The 18,786-nt window shown below is 41.3% G+C and carries 19 protein-coding genes; 13 read left to right on the forward strand and 6 right to left on the reverse strand.

The window, feature by feature from the left end:
* Window positions 1-87 precede the first annotated feature (87 nt).
* Window positions 88-630 carry a GNAT family N-acetyltransferase gene (locus ACO05V_RS12920; protein ID WP_421851972.1) on the forward strand — a complete coding sequence of 181 codons (543 nt, stop codon included), beginning with the start codon at window positions 88-90 and terminating at the stop codon, window positions 628-630.
* Here ACO05V_RS12920 and ACO05V_RS12925 read toward each other — a convergent pair.
* The 3 genes from ACO05V_RS12925 to ACO05V_RS12935 are packed head-to-tail and all read right to left on the reverse strand — an operon-like array spanning window position 602 to window position 2,910.
* Window positions 602-1,327, reverse strand: a complete 726-nt coding sequence (locus ACO05V_RS12925; RefSeq protein WP_421851975.1) for a pseudouridine synthase — start codon at window positions 1,325-1,327, stop codon at window positions 602-604. The genes ACO05V_RS12920 and ACO05V_RS12925 overlap by 29 nt on opposite strands.
* Window positions 1,324-2,262: a D-2-hydroxyacid dehydrogenase gene (locus ACO05V_RS12930; RefSeq protein WP_421851978.1), complete on the reverse strand. Its 939-nt coding sequence runs from the start codon at window positions 2,260-2,262 to the stop codon at window positions 1,324-1,326. The genes ACO05V_RS12925 and ACO05V_RS12930 overlap by 4 nt, the downstream gene beginning before the upstream one ends.
* An 18-nt stretch (window positions 2,263-2,280) precedes the next feature.
* Entirely contained in the window at window positions 2,281-2,910 is a 630-nt protein-coding gene (locus ACO05V_RS12935) for an arylesterase (RefSeq protein ID WP_421851980.1), read from the reverse strand.
* A 26-nt stretch (window positions 2,911-2,936) separates the two neighbouring features.
* On the opposite strand from ACO05V_RS12935, the gene ACO05V_RS12940 reads away from it, so the two are divergent.
* Genes ACO05V_RS12940 through ACO05V_RS12950 form a run of 3 tightly spaced genes read left to right on the forward strand, consistent with a single transcriptional unit; the run spans window position 2,937 to window position 8,488 of the window.
* Window positions 2,937-3,620 carry an ABC transporter ATP-binding protein gene (locus ACO05V_RS12940; protein WP_421851982.1) on the forward strand — a complete coding sequence of 228 codons (684 nt, stop codon included), beginning with the start codon at window positions 2,937-2,939 and terminating at the stop codon, window positions 3,618-3,620.
* Window positions 3,617-6,076, forward strand: a complete 2,460-nt coding sequence (locus tag ACO05V_RS12945) for an ABC transporter permease (protein WP_421851985.1) — start codon at window positions 3,617-3,619, stop codon at window positions 6,074-6,076. The genes ACO05V_RS12940 and ACO05V_RS12945 overlap by 4 nt, the downstream gene beginning before the upstream one ends.
* A gap of 60 nt (window positions 6,077-6,136) precedes the next feature.
* Complete coding sequence (locus ACO05V_RS12950) at window positions 6,137-8,488, forward strand: DNA polymerase II (protein WP_421851988.1); 2,352 nt, start codon at window positions 6,137-6,139, stop codon at window positions 8,486-8,488.
* Window positions 8,489-8,506: 18 nt separating this feature from the next.
* Here the strand turns inward: ACO05V_RS12950 and ACO05V_RS12955 are convergent, their stop codons facing one another.
* A complete protein-coding gene (locus ACO05V_RS12955) occupies window positions 8,507-9,283 on the reverse strand; it encodes a TatD family hydrolase (RefSeq protein WP_421851991.1) in 777 nt (258 codons plus the stop codon).
* Window positions 9,280-10,464, reverse strand: a complete 1,185-nt coding sequence (locus ACO05V_RS12960) for an EAL and HDOD domain-containing protein (RefSeq protein ID WP_421851994.1) — start codon at window positions 10,462-10,464, stop codon at window positions 9,280-9,282. Before ACO05V_RS12960 ends, ACO05V_RS12955 begins: the two co-directional genes overlap by 4 nt.
* A 114-nt stretch (window positions 10,465-10,578) precedes the next feature.
* Here ACO05V_RS12960 and ACO05V_RS12965 point away from each other — a divergent pair, with 114 nt between their 5' ends.
* The 6 genes from ACO05V_RS12965 to ACO05V_RS12990 all read left to right on the forward strand — a co-directional run bounded on the left by ACO05V_RS12965 (window position 10,579) and on the right by ACO05V_RS12990 (window position 15,223).
* Window positions 10,579-11,514: a chemotaxis protein CheV gene (locus ACO05V_RS12965; RefSeq protein WP_421851997.1), complete on the forward strand. Its 936-nt coding sequence runs from the start codon at window positions 10,579-10,581 to the stop codon at window positions 11,512-11,514.
* Between the two features lie 107 nt (window positions 11,515-11,621).
* Window positions 11,622-12,425, forward strand: a complete 804-nt coding sequence (locus tag ACO05V_RS12970) for a TSUP family transporter (protein ID WP_421852000.1) — start codon at window positions 11,622-11,624, stop codon at window positions 12,423-12,425.
* 177 nt (window positions 12,426-12,602) lie between these two features.
* Window positions 12,603-13,595 (forward strand): ferrochelatase, encoded by a 993-nt coding sequence (hemH, locus tag ACO05V_RS12975; protein ID WP_421852003.1) that lies wholly within the window; start codon window positions 12,603-12,605, stop codon window positions 13,593-13,595.
* A gap of 1 nt (window position 13,596) precedes the next feature.
* The gene (locus ACO05V_RS12980; RefSeq protein ID WP_421852006.1) at window positions 13,597-14,334 is read left to right on the forward strand and encodes an HAD family hydrolase; all 738 of its coding nucleotides are present in this window, start codon (window positions 13,597-13,599) and stop codon (window positions 14,332-14,334) included.
* Window positions 14,331-14,702: a hypothetical protein gene (locus tag ACO05V_RS12985; protein WP_421852009.1), complete on the forward strand. Its 372-nt coding sequence runs from the start codon at window positions 14,331-14,333 to the stop codon at window positions 14,700-14,702. Before ACO05V_RS12980 ends, ACO05V_RS12985 begins: the two co-directional genes overlap by 4 nt.
* Window positions 14,703-14,767: 65 nt before the next feature.
* Entirely contained in the window at window positions 14,768-15,223 is a 456-nt protein-coding gene (locus ACO05V_RS12990) for a topoisomerase DNA-binding C4 zinc finger domain-containing protein (RefSeq protein WP_421852012.1), read from the forward strand.
* A 22-nt stretch (window positions 15,224-15,245) separates the two neighbouring features.
* On the opposite strand, the gene ACO05V_RS12995 is transcribed toward ACO05V_RS12990, so the two are convergent.
* Window positions 15,246-16,127, reverse strand: coding sequence for a TIGR01777 family oxidoreductase (locus tag ACO05V_RS12995; RefSeq protein ID WP_421852015.1), 882 nt, complete (start codon window positions 16,125-16,127; stop codon window positions 15,246-15,248).
* A gap of 168 nt (window positions 16,128-16,295) precedes the next feature.
* On the opposite strand from ACO05V_RS12995, the gene ACO05V_RS13000 reads away from it, so the two are divergent.
* Genes ACO05V_RS13000 through ACO05V_RS13010 form a run of 3 tightly spaced genes read left to right on the forward strand, consistent with a single transcriptional unit; the run spans window position 16,296 to window position 18,781 of the window.
* On the forward strand, window positions 16,296-16,703 hold the full coding sequence (locus ACO05V_RS13000) for a sirohydrochlorin chelatase (RefSeq protein WP_421852018.1): 408 nt from the start codon (window positions 16,296-16,298) through the stop codon (window positions 16,701-16,703).
* Between the two features lie 39 nt (window positions 16,704-16,742).
* The gene (locus ACO05V_RS13005; RefSeq protein ID WP_421852021.1) at window positions 16,743-18,134 is read left to right on the forward strand and encodes a Wadjet anti-phage system protein JetA family protein; all 1,392 of its coding nucleotides are present in this window, start codon (window positions 16,743-16,745) and stop codon (window positions 18,132-18,134) included.
* A complete protein-coding gene (locus ACO05V_RS13010; protein ID WP_421852024.1) occupies window positions 18,134-18,781 on the forward strand; it encodes a DUF4194 domain-containing protein in 648 nt (215 codons plus the stop codon). Before ACO05V_RS13005 ends, ACO05V_RS13010 begins: the two co-directional genes overlap by 1 nt.
* Window positions 18,782-18,786 lie beyond the last annotated feature (5 nt).

The raw sequence follows: 18,786 nt of genomic DNA on the forward strand, positions 1-18,786 counted from the left end.
GAATCAGATAAAAATTGTATTATTCGACATTTAGCTAAAATCTGCACTAAGCTAATTCTAATACCAGTTTAAAAATGCGTGTTGAAAATGAAAAATATACTAAAAATCAGACAAGCCACCGAAGCAGACCTTAGAAGTATCTTGCTTTTTGAGTTCCGTAACAGAGGTTGGTTTTCCCAGTTTTTACCAAATCAAGTGTTATGCCAGCAAACCGAAATATACTTTAAGCGCCTTCTTAGAAGTGAATGGAAGCATCTACAGTATCTAGTTTATTTACCAAACGATGTGTTGATAGGGCGATTTAATGGGCAAATGTTAGATCACAAATCCGTAGAAGTGTCTTATCGTATTGCCAAAAATTTCACCAATCAAGGCATTGCAAAGCACGTGTTGAAACACATACTGATTGTTTGGGCAAGTGTTGGTATAACAGAGGTGTATGCACAAGTAGCAGATCACAATAAAGCTTCAATAAACGTCCTTATTTCTTGTGGCTTTGAAGTGAATGAAATTCAGAAAAATGCGATAAATTTAGATCCGAAAATCCATGATTGCTGGATTTTTCGCTGGTCAGTAACGGAAGAGTCGCATTACAAAATAGCTAAGTTCGATAACATTCAAGTTTGTTAAGGGTATTGGTGATTTTGTCACTAATATCGGCTTTCAAGGTAATGACTTGTTCGGTTATAGGGTGAGTAAATTCAAGACTTGAAGCATGTAACATTAGTCGAAAATCTTCCTTCCAGATCTCTTTGACAACTTTATTTATATGACGGCAACCATAACAAGAATCACCAACAAGCGGATTTAAATGATGCTTGAAATGTCGGCGAATTTGATGTTTTCGACCCTGTTTGGGAGTGACTTCTAGCCAACTTAAACGCATGCTGTCATAGCGACTCACAGGGATAGGAAGTAGATATTGACTTAGCCGAGTGAAACTTGTTTCAGCCTCTCTTTCAGTGCCTTCGATTTTAAAACGAGATCGACCTTTTTGCTCATTCAACTTTGCTAAAGGGTAGTCAATAACCCCCGTTTCATCGCAATAACCTCGCACTAAACAATGATAAATTTTTTGTGTTTTAGATTCAGCAAACTGAGCGGAAAGACGTCTTGCTACTTCTGGACTAAATGCCATAACCAATACACCGGAAGTTCCTCGGTCAAGCCGATGAACAGGGAAGACCCATTTCCCAGTTTGATCTCTTAACCTTTGAACGACCGCATCTTCTTCGTCTTTGGCCAAATTCGTGCGATGTACCAGCAAGCCAGCCGGTTTGTTGACGGCAACCAAGTGTTCGTCTTGAAATAAAATCTCTAACGTCATTCTGGCTTATCTATAAAAGAGGTTATTTTTTCCATCGCCATGTCGACCAAGGTTTGCATGGCTTCATCACTGGCCCAAGCAATATGTGGCGTCAGTAAAAAGTTTGGCTCTTTGGCAAGCCTTTGAAGCGGATGATCTAATGGCATAGGCTCTTGTGTTGAAACATCAAAAGCCGCACCAGCGATGGTGTTGTTTTCAAAAGCTCGTAACAGCGCATGCTCATCAACAATGCCACCACGGCTGATATTTAGTAATAAGCAGCTTGGTTTCATTAGTGCAAATTCAGCATCGCTGATTAGATCTTTTGTTTCTGGTGTTAATGGGCAATTGATACTGATGACATCCGCGATCTTTAAGGCTTCTTCAAAATCGATATAGCCAGCCCTCGTGCTCTCAGAGCCTTTTCGGTCAGCAAAAACCACCTTCATTCCAAAAGCGAGTGCAATGGCTGCGACTCTTTTGCCTAAAGTTCCGCCACCTATGATAGCCATCGTTGAGCCAGCCAAATCTTTAATCGGGTAATCAAGAAAACAAAAATACTCGGAAGAAGCCCAGCGCCCAGTTTTTACCGCGTCTAAATAAGACGACAAGTTTCTTCTGAGTGCTAATAGCATGGCAAAGGTATGTTCAGGCACACTAATCGTAGAATAATCAGCGACATTCTGAACGGTAATGTTTTTTTCTTTGCAAGCATCTAGGTCTACATTATTCATGCCTGTAGCCATCACTTGGATCAGCTTTAAATTTGCAGCGCCCTTGATAGCGTCAGCATCTACAATGGACTTATTCGTCAGTACAATTGAGGCATCTTTTATGCGTTCGGCTACCTGTTCAAGAGACGAGTTTTCGTATTCAACAACGTCTTGGATTTGTGTTGGTAGTTGAATATTAATTTGCTCTGGAAATGAACCTCTGTCTAGAAAAACCGCCTTCATCTGACTTTCCTTATTTTTTTACTGAGTGTTATCTAATAGTGGTAGTAAATATGGGAGTATATTTTGCAGTACGATAGGTTGGCCCGCTTTGTTTGGATGCAAGCCATCGTTTTGCATGAGTTCTTTGTTTAGCGCAACATTTTCCAGCATAAAGGGCAGGTAAGCGATATTGTATTTAGTAGCAATATCCTTATACAAATCAAAGAACATTTGTGTATAGCGCTTGCCATAGTTTTGTGGAATTTGGTTGCCAATCAATAAGACGGTCGAATTGACTTCGTGAGCTTGCTCAACCATTTTTTCTAAATTCAATGTGGTCTGATTGAGAGGGTAACCACGTAAAGCATCATTAGCACCAAGTTCTAATACGACCCAATTGGGCTTGTGGGTGGCTAAAAGATCATTGAAGCGAGACAAACCACCTTGTGTTGTTTCGCCGCTAACACTGGCATTTACAACCTTTATTTCTGGATGCGATTGAGAAAGTTGATTTTCGAGTAAACTAACCCAGCCATCTTGTTGTCTTAAGTTATATGCCGCGCTGAGGCTGTCTCCCATAACAAGTAAAGTAGAGGCCGACGCAAACGAACTAATAAATAGCAGTGTGATTATTGTACATAGTTGCCTTAATTGCTTTTTTAAAAACATACCAAACCTTTTTAGAGTGAATCACCATGGCTAAAAACACCGCGATTAAAGTATCTAATTTAACTCATACAGTCACATCGAATACAGGGAATTTAACCATATTGAAAGGAATCAATATGGAAATCAAGGAAAGTGAATCCGTTGCTATTGTCGGTTCATCTGGTTCAGGCAAGTCCACACTATTAGGTTTGCTCGCTGGTTTAGATGTCAATACATCCGGTGATATTTTTATTTATGATCAAGAGTTTTCTAGCCAATCAGAAGAACAAAGGGCGCTCGTTCGTGGTCAATATGTGGGGTTTGTCTTTCAATCTTTTCATCTTTTGCCGAGTTTGCAAGCTATTGAAAACGTCATGTTACCGGCCGAGCTAAAAGGCGATAAAGAGGCACGAAAAAAGGCTGAGGCGTTACTTGAGAAAGTCGGCTTGTCACATCGTTTGACCCATTACCCAAACCAACTTTCTGGTGGTGAGCAACAACGCGTAGCCATTGCTCGTGCCTTTGCTTCAAATCCTAAAATACTCTTCGCCGATGAGCCAACCGGTAATCTGGATGAAGAAAATGGTAAATTGATTATTAAATTGCTATTCGATCTTAATCAATCCCAAGGCACGACATTGGTAATGGTGACTCATGATAATGAACTTGCCAAAATGTGCGAACGTCAATTGATCATGTCTGCAGGTCAGCTAACGGAAAAATCCTTATGAGTTTTGCTTTTCGCTTAATGTTTCGAGACATTCGTAGTGGTGACCTAATCACACTTTTGTTGGCTTTGGTCATCTCAGTGAGCACAGTTACCTCAATTGGTTTGTTCATTGATCGTTTGCAATTGTCCTTCGAGCAAGAGTCCGCCAATCTATTGGCCGCTGATCGCTTAATTCGTTCAGATGACGTTATCCCTGAAGAATGGGAGACCAAAGCCAATGAGCTTTCTTTGCAAACCGCGCAAAGAACCTCTTTCACCACCATGATGTTTGCAGGTGATTCACTTCAGCTTTCTCAATTAAGTGCGGTTACCGATAGTTATCCATTAAAAGGCGCTTACCTTGTCGACGATGTTTTATTTGGCACAGGTAAAAGTTCGACAGATACGCCGAAGCAAGGCGAAGTTTGGGTGTCGTCACGTTTGGCTAGCTTGCTTAAAATTAACCTTGGTGATCAGGTTGAAGTAGGCGATGCCTCGCTTAAAGTAAGCAAATATTTAGTTCGAGATCCTGGTTCCAGTACTTCTGCGTTTGCCATTTCACCTCGTGCCGTGATGAATATGGCGGATCTTGCAGCGACCAATGTCATTATCCCCGGTAGCCGAGTACGTTACTCTCTTTTACTTGCAGGAAGTAAAAGCTCGCTTGAGAATTATGAGAATTGGGTAACGCCACAGTTAACCGAAGGCCAGCGCTGGCAAACTCCAACTCAGCGAGGAGAGCGTATCGGCGATACCATTGGTCGTGCGGAATCCTTTTTATTATTAGCTGGTACTTTAGCCGTTGTCATGTCAGGTGTCGCCATGGCGTTAGCTTCGGCTCGATTTGTAAAACGTCACTTGATGCAAGTTGCCATTTTAAAAACTATTGGTGCAACACCGAAGTTATTAGGTCGATTATTCTTCCTGCAGCTGTTCATATTATTTGCTGTTGGTGCTGTGATAGGTTTGGGCATCGGTTGGGTTTTGCAGGAAATAATCGCCTCTTTGCTGTCTGGGCTGATGTCGACCACTTTGCCAGAGCCATCTATTAGTCGTTTATGGTTAGGTGCGGCGACAGGCTTAATATCCATGGTGGTTTTTTGCCTCCCCTTGATGTCACGCCTTATCAAAATTTCACCATTATCCGTTCTACAATCTAACGCCAAAATTGAACTCAATGGCGTTGCGATTTACGTCATCGGTTTTATTGGTATGTTTGGTTTGATGTGCTTGTATACCAATGGCTTCCTACTTTCAAGTATTATGACGGCTGCCATTTTGGGGATTGCGCTGTTTGTCGCCGCCGTTGGTTGGGTTGCGTTTAAATTAGGCCGCTCATTAACATCCGGTGCAACCAGTGGTTGGCAAATAGGTCTTGCTTCTTTATACAGAAGATTGATTCCAAACCTGTTTCAACTTTTGGTCTTCACTTTAATTATTATGCTGACTCTGATCTTGATTGGCGTGAAATCAAGTTTGATTGCTGACTGGCAACAACAACTTCCAGAGGATGCCCCAAATCATTATTTATTCAATGTACAAGCAAACCAAATTGATCCGATTAATGAACAGACGACTCTATTAGGTCTCAAAAAATCCGATTGGTATCCAATGGTGCGTGGTCGTGTTACTGCAGTGAATGACACTACGATTCAGTCCCTTTATCCTGAGGAAAGAGGTGAACCAGAGCTCTATGAGCGAGAATTAAACCTCACTTGGTCAGACGCGCTTGGAAAGGGCAACGAACTTGTCGAAGGCGATTTTTCAGCTGAAGGCTTATCAGTCGAACAGAAGGCCGCTAATGAAGCTAATTTAAAAATAGGCGATGAGCTGACCATTAATATTGGTGGCACCATTGTTACCTTGCCTATTACTTCTGTTCGTACCGTTGACTGGGGCTCAATGCAGCCTAATTTTTATCTGATTTTACCGAAGAGTGCGTTAGAAGATTATCCGGCCAACTTTGTGAGTAGTTTGTTTGTTAGTGATACTGACGCGCAGTCTTTTTATCGATCCATGGCAAAATTCCCTACGGTGTCTATTTTGAATGTAGGCGATATCTTGAAACAAATTCAAACCATAATAGGGCAATTGTCCCAAGCGATTCAGTTGGTGTTGTTTTGTATTCTGAGTGCCGGCGCTTTGGTGTTGTTGGCCAGTGTACGCTCGACATTAGAAGAGCGTTTAGAGGAAGGCGCTTTATTGCGAGTATTAGGAGCACGAGGTGCGTTAGTGCGACAGGCTTTGTTAGTTGAATTTGGTGCCCTTGGATTCTTTGCCGGTCTTATTGCCGCCATAGGTGCAGAAACCTGCTTATTGGGTTTACAGGTTTTTGTATTCAATGCTGAGGCGAGCTTTCACCCACTGTTATGGCTGTTAGGACCAACTATTGGTGTTGTCGTCATTTCAACCATTGGTATATTTGCCAGTAGGACTGTGCTAAAAGTGCCGCCCATGCTTTTACTGCGTGGGTTATAATTAAAAATGTATCATAAGCGTTTTTGATTGATGTACTTTTAAAAATACTAGGCTGTTTAGATGTTTGTAGAAAAAACTGGCTATATTGTGAGCCGTCACACACGAGATGCTAGCGGCCACATTGAAATGAGCCTTTTTATAAAGACACCGGAAGGAACCGTAAAAGTCCTTCCGGATAGGCAGCTTAGTGTATTTTTTACTGATGCCCCGCTTGATTGTCTTCCTGCTGATATCACAGGCGTGCAATGTTCTGAATCCGTCTTGAAGTCATTCAATAACGAGCCAGTTGTGTTCGTTCAAAGTAACAGCCTGACACTCCACCAGCAAATGATTAACTTGGTAAAGCGTAATGGCTTCTCTGTGTTTGAAGAAGATATTAAGGCTCACAATCGATATTTGATGGAACGTAATATTCGCGGCGCTGTACGTTTTATTGGTGTGCCCGATTCAAGTCATCAGACTTTCCGCCAAGCCAGAGTCATTGCTGGTGATTGGCAGCCGGATTGGAATGTTTGGTCACTTGATATCGAAACCTCTGTTTCAAGCAACACCTTGCTTTCCATAGGTATTACGTCACGAGATCAACGAGTCGCTTTTATCGTGACGAATCAAGAAACCACCTCTCCAATTATTCGTCGTTTCAGTGATGAAAAAAGCTTATTACTGGCGTTTATTCGTTATGTAAAAAAACATTCCCCAGACATTTTTATTGGTTGGAATCTAATTGGCTTTGATTTGCAATTTATTGATCAGCGCTGTCAGATTCTAGGGATTCGTCCAGCATTTGGAGTAAACGGCGAGAGTTGGAATATTCGTTCATCCGATAACCAAGGCAAATATTTTGCCAGCATTCCCGGACGCGTAGCGTTAGACGGCATCACTTTATTGAAAGTGGGCGGTTATCATTTTGAGTCCTACAGTCTAAACAATGTCAGCAACGAGATCCTTGATGATGGCAAGCTATTACACGGCAGCGAACGCTGGCAAGAAATAGAAAGACTGCACAGGGAAGATTTAGACGCTTTTATTGCCTACAATCTTCAAGACTGCGATCTTGTAATGCGCATCTTTGAAAAGCTCAAGCTCATCGAGTTACAGCAAACGCGTGTCGACTTAACTGGGATTCCGTTCGAGCAAACTGGCGGTTCAGTTGCGGCTTTTGAAAACCTGTATTTACCTCGATTGCATACTGCCGGTTGGGTGGCACCCGCTTGGAGTGACGATGACTTTGTCGCCAGTCCCGGTGGTTTCGTTATGTCATCCATTCCAGGGTTATATCAAAATGTCTTAGTATTCGATTTCAAAAGCTTGTATCCGAGTATTATTCGTACCTTTTACGTGGATCCTTTAGCTCGTATCAGTGCTCAACACTCGGGCAACTCCTCCATTCAAGATAAAACATCAGTGCCTCAGCTTGTTCCGGGTTTTTTGGGAGCGCATTTTGATCGCCAGCAAGCTATTTTGCCATCATTAGTCGGTGAGCTTGCTCAAGCGCGAGAAGAGGCGAAAAGAGTTGGTAATGGAATTTTAAGCTACGCCATTAAAATCATTATGAATTCATTTTATGGCGTCTTGGGGTCAAACGTTTGTCGCTTTTATCACGCAGAATTGGCAAGTTCTATCACCATGCGTGGTCATGAATTGTTAGGCAGAACCCAGGCTTGGATGGAAGAACGGGGCGCTCGAGTGATATACGGCGATACCGATTCTCTTTTTGTAACACTTAACAGTGATCTAGACGATCCTCAAAAACAAGGTGAGCAGCTGCGTGACGATATCAATGTATGTTTATCAAACTGGTGTAAGGAATACGCACAACTTGACTCCCACTTAGAGCTAGAATTCGAAAGGGTTTACGAGCGTTTCTTTATGCCGACCATACGTGGTCAAGAGGAAGGTAGTAAAAAACGCTACGCAGGAAAATCAAAGGGAGAACTTGTCTTTAAAGGTTTGGAAGCCGCCCGAACTGATTGGACGCCTTTGGCAAGGCAATTTCAGCGTACCTTGTTTGAAAAAGTCTTTAATGATGAAAATCCCATTGTTTATATTCAACAGACCATCGAGAAATTGAGAGCGGGTGGCTATGACAACCAGTTAGTCTACAGCAAACAATTGAGTCGCCCTTTGTCTTCTTACACCAAAAACAAGCCGCCCCACGTCAGAGCGGCAGCAATGATTGATCAAAAAAGAGCAGAGCAGGGACTTCCCTTAGAATACAACAAAGGGAGAAAGCGCGTTTATTACCTTTATCAACGTTCTGGCGTGGTGCCTTATGAAAGCGAAGAGGATTTGATCGATTTGGATTACGAGCATTACATCGAAAAACAGATTGAGCCTATTGCCGATAGCATCCTGCCGTTTTTCAAAACTGATATGGCAAGTTTGCTCTCGCAACAAATCTCTTTACTGTAGATTTTGATCGAATAAAAGCTAGGTTTGGATTTCAAATAGGGTTTGTGTATTGCTGGTGGTTATTCTTGTCAGTTCTTCCATGGAGATGCCTTTTAGTCGGGCAACTTCTTGAGCAACCCAAGGCAAATATTTGGGGTGGTTCTTTTTCGGACGTGGTCGAATATTTCTCGGCAATAGATAAGGTGCGTCGGTTTCAAGAAGCAATTTATTCAACGGAATATGAGGTACGGAGGCTTGCAAGTCAGCTCCTCGAAGCTCATCACATACCCAACCAGTAATGCCAATAAATAATCCCAGCTCTAGATAGTTATCTAACTCCAATCGGCTTCCCGTAAAGCAATGAATGACAGACTTTCGTGCCAAATCTGGGTGCTGTTTAAGTATGTCTATCATCTCTGTATGAGCATCTCTTTCATGGAGATACAAGGGAAGTTGATGCTCTGTTGCCAATTCGATTTGCTCGTGAAAGGCATAAAATTGCTCATCCGGTGTCGAGTAGTTACGGTTAAAATCAAGCCCGGTCTCACCAATGGCAACAGGTCTTGAATCTTTAATAAGTGCAGACAGCCGAGTTTTACTCTCTGTATTCCAAGTTTTTGCTTGGTGAGGATGGCAGCCTAATGTATTCCATAGCGCCGAAAAGTGCTTACTCAAGGTCTGAATTTGCTTACTCTCTTCTAAATCAGATGCAATACAGATCATGCCTTCCACACCCATTTCTTGCATGTCTGCGAGTGTTTTATCTAAATCATCTAGAAAAAAACGGTGATTAATATTGACGCCGATATCTATCATAAGGTCCCCATTTCTCGGGCTTCTTTTAAGCTTTCTGTATATAGATCTTTCAGTGATTGTTTTGATATGCCTTTGCTTGCAAGCATGTCGAAAGGAATTTTCTCCCATCGCCCTGCTTCATATTCAACCACTATTTTTAACACGCCCCCCAAATTACCCTTATATTCTAATAAAGCAGACTTAATATTTTCTTCAAGCGGCAGGTCTTTTAAAAGTGTCGCCAGTCCGTCATCAAGAAAGCTTGGTAAGTACGAAAAAAGCCCTACTAAAAAAGCACCATCTAACTTTGGAAACAAGGTAGAGGAAAGGCTTTGGCAAAAGCAGGCACGGGAAACCGCCATGGGGAACAAACAATCAGGCTTTCCTGGTACGCTACCTAACATAACAAGTCCGACCCATTTAATCAGATCTCTAATGCCAATGATCTCGACTGCGCGTTGTGCGTTGGATACATTAAATTGACTGCGGTAGATTGAGGTATGTGTGAGTTTGATAATTCGATAAGTGAGTGTTGGATCGCGCTCAATGTAATCAGCTAGTATGCGAGGAGAAGATTCCTTGTTACTTAGTGCAATTAATAAATCCACTAAAATTCCTTTATACGCCAAGATACGCTTCCCTTTGACTGGCATGGTTTTATGGATTGCATTGCCGCTAAATTGAGCTTCGGGGAGACTTTCTTGAAGCTGATAAAATTGCTCAGCCTTTTCTACTTTATTTATCCAGATATTTTTTGGTGAAACGGAAGGGTGCTTAACTCTTTCAATTACCTCATCCATTGATAGGCAATCTAAAGGAAAAAGCACATAAGAAAAAATAGTAAATAAGTCCTTTAAAAACATCTCTGGCATAGGGTTTATAATACCGAGCTGATAGCCTTGAAGGCGAAGTTCAGATAATGTATCAAAATGCATTTCTGACAACTCAGTTGCATTTAAAAAAATAACCATGTGGACGTTAGTTTGCAGAGGAAGTGCGGAAAGTTCATCTAAACTTGTTTGAAAATATATAGTTTTTTGTTGCGTTATTTCGGTAAGATTGACATCGACAAACAGGGAACTTAAAAAACAAGCATCTTGTCCTTGTTCGACGCTACTTGGATGCAATATGTAATAAGCGATTGTTTCTGATAATTGATTTACAACAGCTTTACGGCAAAAAAGTATATCAGTGTCCTTCATTAATAGTCCTTTTGAGAAGCGTTAACACAAAAAAATACAGTATCATTTAGCCTAATAGAATATCATGGTTATAATGGATTAAAGCCTTAATTTAAAAATGTTTGGAGTAAATATATGGCAAGCATGTTAGACGCTGTTGACCAAAGAACCAAGTTGGTGGGTGAGAACCGCTTGGAACTTCTAATGTTCCGTCTTGGCGGAATGCAAATGTTTGCAATAAACGTTTTTAAAGTTCAAGAAGTGGTTATGTTACCTAAATTGAACTTAATGCCTCATAGACACCCATCTGTGGCTGGTGTGACTCACTTTCGTGGTAGAACCGTTCCGGTGATCGATTTGTCTGAATCTATCGGAATGAGACCAATTGACCGTACGCAGCCATGTAATTTAATCGTGACAGAATACAACAACACCGTACAAGGTTTTATGGTTGGTGAAGTAGATCGCATTATTAACATGAATTGGAATGAAATCTTACCACCGCCAGATGGTACAGGTCGTCAACATTATCTAACAGCAATCACTCGAGTAAATGATCGCATTGTTGAAATTATTGATGTTGAAAAAGTCTTGGCTGAAATTTCACCTTACGATAGCACTGTCAGTGATCACATTATTGATAAAGACCTTATGACGCTAGCTAAAGGTCTCGAAGTTTTAGTCGTTGATGACTCTTCTGTCGGTTTGGCTCAATGTCGGTCAACATTAGATTTCATGGGTATAACCGTTCATGAAGCCACTGATGGCAAACGAGGTCTTGAAAAGTTAAAACGCTGGGCTGATGCAGGGGAGATTGTCCCAGAAAAACTGTTGATGATGATTACAGACGCTGAAATGCCTGAAATGGATGGTTATCGCTTAACACGCGAAGTTCGTGAAGACCCTAGACTTAAAGATCTATATATTGTTTTACACACTTCTCTTAGTGGTAGTTTTAACAAAGCTATGGTGCAAAAAGTTGGCTGTGATGATTTCTTATCGAAATTTCAACCAGACAAACTTGCAACTCTTATTCAAGAAAGAATTCGTAGCGTTGTTACTCAAGAGTGATGAAAAAAATTACTGATTATTAATGCCTTAATACCGTATACAAAAAAGCAGACCTAAGTCTGCTTTTTTGTTGTCTTTCTCCATGGCTAGGAAAGGTGTTTTATCTTATGCCAAGCATTGAAATGTTTTTCTTGCTGCTCTTTATCGGTGCGGCAACAGGTTCAGTCGCATCCGTTACAAAAATAGCACCTGCGCTTATCGCCATTCCTGCCTTATACTTTTTTTTACCTGTGTTCAATTTGTCTTTTCAAAGCCTTATGCTTCCTGTGATTGCAACTTGCATTATCGCATTTATCCCAGCGCATCTACATGCGTGGATAACATCGATGAAAAAAGGGGAAGTTGACTCGCAACAGCTCATCAATTTCGCTCCAGGTGTGGCGATGGGCGGCGTGATCGGTGCGCAACTCTTGTCTCTAAGTAGTTTGCTTATATTTAAAATGGCTTTCTCATTAATAGCGCTTATCTCGGTTGTAAACATTGTCTTTCGACCACAGTTAGACAAAATGCAGGCCGTTCAAATCGGGAAATCATGGTGTTTACCTATAGGTTTGATTGTTGGCGTATTGTCTCTTCTATCTGGGAATGATGGTCGAGTGCTAGGTAATTTGCTATGCACTCTGAAAAAAATAGAGAAGACACAACATCAAGGAACATCGGATGGCTTTGTCGTTTTTGCTTCCATTGCAGCCATGATTGGTTTTATTTACCCTGCGCAAACATTTGATCATTTGGGTCTTTCCGGTTTTGCTGGAGCTGTGCATTTGCCTTTTATGATTATCTTGTCATGCAGTCATTGGTTCTTTTATTGGCTGTGTCGTAGCAAAGGGAATGAGTTAGATAAAAATGTCTTATCTATCAGCTTTGTCGTATTTATTGTTTGTTCCTTAATTCGCCTTTGGATTTCATGAAATATAGTTATGCGAGGCTCTAAGTTATATCATCTAGTTCAAAATGAAGCTGACACAAACCTTTCATTCAGATACGAAATAAAACAATACCGAGCTTAAATTAGCTTGGTATTTTCATGATTGTCCCCACTTTATTGGCTTATAATAAATTAAGAATTCAAACCCAAAAGGTATAACATGAAAAGCACGAGTAATTATGGCGTATTGATGATGAACTTGGGGACACCAGATGCTCCGCAGACACCGGAGGTCCGCCGTTACCTTAGAGAATTTCTTTCTGATTCTCGTGTTGTGGATCTAAACCCATTAATTTGGAAGCCTATTCTTAATCTCATCATCCTAACGTTACGCCCACCCAAAGTGGCTAAAATTTACCAGCAAGTTTGGATGGATGAAGGTTCTCCACTTTTGGTATTAAGTGAACGATTAAAAGAAAGCCTCAAAAAAGCCTTGTCAGATAAAATGGGACAAACTGTTCCTGTTGAACTGGCAATGACTTATGGCAACCCAAGTGTCGAGACTGCGGCAAATAAATTAAGAGAGCAGGGTGTCAAAAATATCCTTGTTATTCCTATGTACCCACAATTTTCAGCCACGACAACCGCCGCTGCATATGACAGATTGATGAAGTCACTAAAGAATTGCCCTCATTGGCCGTCCTTGCAGCTTCTTCACGACTATGCAGATCATCCTATGTATATTAAAGCACTGGCTAATTCAGTACGCGCTCAATGGGATAAGCAGGGTGAAAGACGCCATCTGGTTTTGTCTTACCATGGCATCCCAAAGCGTTATGTAACAAATGGTGACCCTTACGCTCGTCGATGTGAAACAACCAGTCGTTTAGTTGCAGAAGATTTGGAATTGGGCGACCACGAATGGACACACGTTTATCAATCTAGGTTTGGGCGTGAAGAATGGCTAAAGCCGTATGCTGATGCCACCTTGAAAGCGATGCCTTCAATGGGAATAAAAAAGATCAATATTATTAGTCCAGCTTTTTCAATTGATTGTATTGAAACGCTTGAGGAGGTCACTCTAGAACTAGGCGATGAGTTCAAAAATAATGGTGGTTTGGCATTTGACTACATTCCCGCGCTAAATGACACACCAGATCAAGTTGAGCTATATATCAACTTGATTGAAAAAAATACCAAGCAATGGGCTTAAGATGACGTTAAAGAGTTCCCAGATTCAAACCATCGCTTTTGATGCCGACGATACGCTCTGGCGTAATGAAGATATTTTCATTCATGCCCAAGACGAGTTTATTAACCTGCTTTTGTCTTATCATGATGAGGCTTATATACGTTCTCATCTAGGTGAAGTACAGATTAATAACTTAGAGCATTTTGGTTATGGCATAAAAGGCTTCACCCTGTCGATGATCGAAACCGCTATTGAGTTAACGGAAGGTCGCATCTCCGGCAGCGAAATCCATGAAATTATACAGTTAGCAAAATGCATGTTGGCTTCGCCAGTGGAGCTTTTACCAAATATTGAACAGGTATTGTCGCAATTAAAAGGACAATTCCGTTTATTGGTCATCACCAAAGGCGATTTGCTTGATCAAGAAAGTAAACTGGCACGATCAGGTGTGGCAGATTATTTTGATGCCATTGAGATAGTTAGCGATAAAGCCGCTGAAGCCTATCAACAAATACTGCAGCGCCATAAATTTTCTGCTGAGAATTTTTTAATGGTAGGAAATTCTTTGAAGTCAGATATTTTGCCGGTATTGGATATTGGAGCACAAGCACTTCATATTCCTTACCACAGCACTTGGGATCATGAAAAAGTAACAGACGAAACACTATTACGTTACCCGCAACTTACTACGTTAAACGATATTTCTGAACTTCTTGATTGGTTAAATCTTTCGCCCCTTGAAAACAAAAAGGCAGTATGATGAAACGTATTAAAGCGATTTTTTGTTCACTCATTTTTATATCTACATTGGCTCAGGCCGAAGAAAGCACACTGGATAAAGCAAAGAATGAGGCTCAGATATTATGGGAAAAAACCAAAGTAACGACGGCTGAAATAGCGGAAAGCACATCAGAAAAAGCATCAGAGCTTGGCAAGAAGGCCTCCGAACTGGGTAGCAAAGCATCAGAAAAAACCAAAGAAACGGGTGCTGTAGTCTGGGATAAAATGAAAGAGGCTGGAAATGCAACCGCAGAAGGTGCGAAAAAAGGCGCCTCCAAAATCAGAAGTCTAGTAGGCCAAGAAGAATGCAAAGAAGACAGTGCACTTTGCTATAAAAACAAAGAGTAACGCCTGTGCATGAAAAAGACAGTAAATCGCCAACGTCCCCTTCTAGTAACTGGGAACAAGAGTTCTTGGAGCAAGATGATGATGCCCATATTAAATCCGCTAAAGTTCGCTATCGTTGTCCAAAATGCGAAAGTTTATTGATTTTAAAAAATGGCGCTAATGGCGAGTTCTGGGGCTGTGAATCTTATCCTGTCTGCAATTACACAGCGAACAATGAGAATGGCAAGCCAGTTAGAGCAAAACGATATCTTTGTCCGGCTTGTCAATCCCCGCTAAGAAGAAAGACGTTCAAAGATAATACTTTTTGGGGCTGCTCCAACTATCCAGAATGCAAGGTAACGGTGGAAGATGATAACGGTGTTCCTTCAAGTACAAAAAAATACCCTTGCCGCGCTTGTGGGCATTATCTAGTCAGAAAAAAAAGTAAAAATGGCTATTTCTGGGGATGCATTACTTACCCAGCCTGCACAAACACTTTAAATGATGAAAAAGGCTTGCCCGTGCTAAAAAAGAAACGCTGAGACGGTAGGCTCAGCTAAGCAATCAAAAACGCTCCGCTATATCCAATAATGCTTCGTCTATATTGCAATATTGAAACTTAAAACCTTGTTTTTCTAATCTCTGAGGAACAATCTTTGCTCCCTCTGTTAATAAAGTGGCCATTTCTCCAAAAATAAGACTCAGTGGCCATCTAGGTGTTGGCAAAATAGCAGGGCGCTTTAATGACGCAGCGTAAGATTGCGCAAAACGTTTTTGTTCAATTGATTGCGGAGCAACTAGGTTGTAAGTACCGCTATAATCCTCATCAGAAGCAGCATCCGTAATAGCTCTTACTACATCATCAATATGCACCCAGGAAAACCATTGCTTACCGCCCGCAATTGGGCCACCTAAGCCGCATAAAAATGGTAGGCGCATCTTTGCTAAAGCCCCACCATCCCCCAAAACAACGCCCAAACGAAATATAGCTACTCGAGTGTCATCGCTCACAAAAGCATTTGCAGCGTTTTCCCAGGCGGCACAAAGATCATGAGAGAATCCAGATTTTGGTGGCGTGTTCTCATAAAAAACTTCATTTCTCGCCACACCGTAATAACCAACAGCAGACATAGAAATAACTGACTTAGGAGCAAACTTTAAGCCTTTTCTAATATTGTCGGTCAAGGATACTCGACTTTCGTATAGCGCTTTTTTGCGATTATCAGTCCACCGCTGGCCGGCAATATTTTCGCCCGCAAGATTGATAAAAACATCCATTTTTTCGTCTAAAGATTCTAACGATACTAATGTTAACTGAGTCACTCTGGAATCTAGGCGATTGTCTATTTGCCGCACAAGAGCATAAATCTGATGATTTCCTTCAAGAAGTACTTCGAGCAAATTTTGACCAATAAAGCCTGTCGCTCCCGATAATAGAATCTTCATTTCATAGTGCTCCATGTATTGCGATTATCATTGTATTACGTATAAAAAATGAAATAGGATCAATAACTTCCTAAATCTAACTCATAATCTACTTTTTGCCTGATTTGATCAGAAGATTTTTAAGGTTTTTTACTCTGCACCTTCTTTTTCTCAAATAGGATGGCTAAAATGAGGGATCGAGAAACATTAGGTATCAAAATGCTACGCAAAGAATACGATCACATCATACTTCTTGCACATGGAAGCCCTGATCCCCTTTGGAAACAGCCCTTCGAATCGCTTTATCATCAAGTGTCAGAAACTTACGGAGAAGGTAATGTGAGCTTAGCTTATATGGAGCTTACGTCACCTTCTTTAGAAGACGTTGTTGCTATTCTAGACGCAGAGGTTCGCCATGTTGCCGTATTGCCTTTATTTTTAGCCGTTGGACGTCATTTAAGACAAGATGTGCCTGCGCAAATAGAGTCATTACAAAGAGAAGACCTACGTATAGAGTTGCTGCCTCCAATTGGAGATGATGCGTTAGTAAAACAGGCCATGCAAACGGTCGTTGCCAATCATTTAGGTAAGGTTTAAACATGCCATTAGTTTTCGTTATTTCATGGAGCCGGATGAATGCTATTTAGACACTTACCTGATGAAATATTTCAGGCATTAAGCGGCTCTAATAGGGCATTAATTGAAGCGGTATTGAACGATCTTGCCGATGTTTTTTATGATCACGCAGAAGATCCAATAAAAGATAAATCGACCATCATTGAATCGATAGAAGATACGCTGCATAAATTAGACACGCTTGCCTGGCACGACGATCAAAAAGAACCTTTTGATTCACCGAAAACCATTCATGATTATGCGCTAAGAATCTATCATCGCTTAGTCAATACAGGTTGGTTGGTAGAAGAGCAGGAGCTCTATCGTGTCAGTGTGTTGATGACACCGCAAATATCCATGCTACTTCGCTCCTTGGTCGAAATCAGCCGACATGGTAAACGCAACTATGGCGCAACCGTTTTAAGTATTCTTAGTAATTTAGAATCTGTAGCGAAACATCCCAAAGAGCGAGGCGTAACATTACGCCAATCAGCAGAAGCTTCTAGAGATTTCTCAGCACATCTAAACCAGATCTTGCTTGGTATTCGCAGTTTGCAAAGAGAGCTTTTTGCAAGCCGGGATCCTAAAGCGATTGTCGCAGGTTTCTTTGATTTATTTGTTGAAGGCATATTAATTGCCGATTACAAGACGATCAAAACCAGTAACAATCCATTTCGATTTAGGCGCCAAATTCTTGAGTTAACTCAAGAGTTTCTGAGCAATCCAGAAACCATGGGGCTCGTTGCTCAATGTTATGTTGACCAGCAACTGATCACCATGGCTGAAGCACAAGCCATGGTCGAAAAAGATTGTCGCGACATTATCCAAACCTTCAGCAATATCGAACAGCGTTTAGAACGTATCGATGAATATCGTTATCGTTTAGAAAAACGAGCGGCGGACACGGCGCGCTATATGGACAGCTCACGGCCTGGCATGGCAAATAAAGTAGCAGGCATCATTACAGATGTGGCGAAATACGACAAGCTGCCGATCTTAAAAGAAGTTATTGGTTCTCGTTTTGTTGGTATGGCGTCTGCCGCACAACCAACCAAACGTCGTGAGCCACCACCACCAAGAGTCATGACGCCTTCAGAAGTTTCTGCAGATGCCATAAAAATGCGTGATCAGCAGCGTCGTTTCCATGAAGCTCGACAAGTTACGATTCCGAAGATGCAAAATTATTTAGATACACAAATCGCTGCCGGTGAAAGTAAGCACATTCTGGATTTCACCATCGAATCTGTAGAAGATTTTGTTTGTTTTGACCATTTACGTTACGTCGGATCTCTTGGCGTGAGCGCAAAGAAAATAGAAGATTTATTTGAAGTACAGTTTACCAATGAGTATTTGGATGTGCATGACTTCGTTGAATGTCGCGAATTTACTGTAGTGCGTAGGAGCAAAGCGTAATGCTTAGAGAATTAAAAAAAGTCGTTGAAGAGTCCGGCAAAGACGCTCAAGAATTCCAACAGACAGCAAACTTTGTTATTGCGAATCAATTTGCCAGCGCCTACAAACATGGCCAACGTAAGCATTATTTGTTGTTAGAGTCTTATCAGGATTACTTCGATAACCTGTTCGATGCACTCGGTATGAAACTCTACATTAACGAGAATGAGCGTCTAGCTGGTGTTTTACCTATCCAGAAAGAAGCCTTTGTCCGCTTGAAAACTGACGAGACACTATTTTTATTGGTTCTACGTCAAATTTACGAAGAGAAAATAGAGAATTTTGAAGTCGATAACGGCTTTGTCGCAACCAATACTCACACTATTTTAGATAGATTTGTGCAGCTGGTTAAGCGTGAGATTCCAAATGAAACTCGCTTCAAAGACATCTTAGCTTTGTTTAGCCGTCATGGGATTGTCATTCGTGGTAAATCCTATGAAGAGGACAGCAAGAATCAAATGATCAACATTACTCCGGTAGTCAGATTGATCGTAACCGAAGCGTATCTAAGACAGTTAGAATCTTTCAATGGCGCCGATCCAGATGAAGACGAAGTTGCCGACTCAGATGTTGAAACAGAAACAACGCAAGAAACCAATCAAGACTAGGGCCA

Source organism: Marinomonas sp. (assembly GCF_965225885.1).
GTDB lineage: Bacteria > Pseudomonadota > Gammaproteobacteria > Pseudomonadales > Marinomonadaceae > Marinomonas.

What these genes read in the sequence shown, in the direction of transcription:
- ACO05V_RS12920 (WP_421851972.1), top strand. Translation starts at nt 88, where the DNA reads ATGAAAAATATACTAAAAATCAGACAAGCCACCGAAGCAGACCTTAGA.
- ACO05V_RS12925 (WP_421851975.1), bottom strand. Translation starts at nt 1,327, where the DNA reads ATGACGTTAGAGATTTTATTTCAAGACGAACACTTGGTTGCCGTCAAC.
- ACO05V_RS12930 (WP_421851978.1), bottom strand. Translation starts at nt 2,262, where the DNA reads ATGAAGGCGGTTTTTCTAGACAGAGGTTCATTTCCAGAGCAAATTAAT.
- ACO05V_RS12935 (WP_421851980.1), bottom strand. Translation starts at nt 2,910, where the DNA reads ATGTTTTTAAAAAAGCAATTAAGGCAACTATGTACAATAATCACACTG.
- ACO05V_RS12940 (WP_421851982.1), top strand. Translation starts at nt 2,937, where the DNA reads ATGGCTAAAAACACCGCGATTAAAGTATCTAATTTAACTCATACAGTC.
- ACO05V_RS12945 (WP_421851985.1), top strand. Translation starts at nt 3,617, where the DNA reads ATGAGTTTTGCTTTTCGCTTAATGTTTCGAGACATTCGTAGTGGTGAC.
- ACO05V_RS12950 (WP_421851988.1), top strand. Translation starts at nt 6,137, where the DNA reads ATGTTTGTAGAAAAAACTGGCTATATTGTGAGCCGTCACACACGAGAT.
- ACO05V_RS12955 (WP_421851991.1), bottom strand. Translation starts at nt 9,283, where the DNA reads ATGATAGATATCGGCGTCAATATTAATCACCGTTTTTTTCTAGATGAT.
- ACO05V_RS12960 (WP_421851994.1), bottom strand. Translation starts at nt 10,464, where the DNA reads ATGAAGGACACTGATATACTTTTTTGCCGTAAAGCTGTTGTAAATCAA.
- ACO05V_RS12965 (WP_421851997.1), top strand. Translation starts at nt 10,579, where the DNA reads ATGGCAAGCATGTTAGACGCTGTTGACCAAAGAACCAAGTTGGTGGGT.
- ACO05V_RS12970 (WP_421852000.1), top strand. Translation starts at nt 11,622, where the DNA reads ATGCCAAGCATTGAAATGTTTTTCTTGCTGCTCTTTATCGGTGCGGCA.
- hemH (WP_421852003.1), top strand. Translation starts at nt 12,603, where the DNA reads ATGAAAAGCACGAGTAATTATGGCGTATTGATGATGAACTTGGGGACA.
- ACO05V_RS12980 (WP_421852006.1), top strand. Translation starts at nt 13,597, where the DNA reads ATGACGTTAAAGAGTTCCCAGATTCAAACCATCGCTTTTGATGCCGAC.
- ACO05V_RS12985 (WP_421852009.1), top strand. Translation starts at nt 14,331, where the DNA reads ATGATGAAACGTATTAAAGCGATTTTTTGTTCACTCATTTTTATATCT.
- ACO05V_RS12995 (WP_421852015.1), bottom strand. Translation starts at nt 16,127, where the DNA reads ATGAAGATTCTATTATCGGGAGCGACAGGCTTTATTGGTCAAAATTTG.
- ACO05V_RS13000 (WP_421852018.1), top strand. Translation starts at nt 16,296, where the DNA reads ATGAGGGATCGAGAAACATTAGGTATCAAAATGCTACGCAAAGAATAC.
- ACO05V_RS13005 (WP_421852021.1), top strand. Translation starts at nt 16,743, where the DNA reads ATGCTATTTAGACACTTACCTGATGAAATATTTCAGGCATTAAGCGGC.
- ACO05V_RS13010 (WP_421852024.1), top strand. Translation starts at nt 18,134, where the DNA reads ATGCTTAGAGAATTAAAAAAAGTCGTTGAAGAGTCCGGCAAAGACGCT.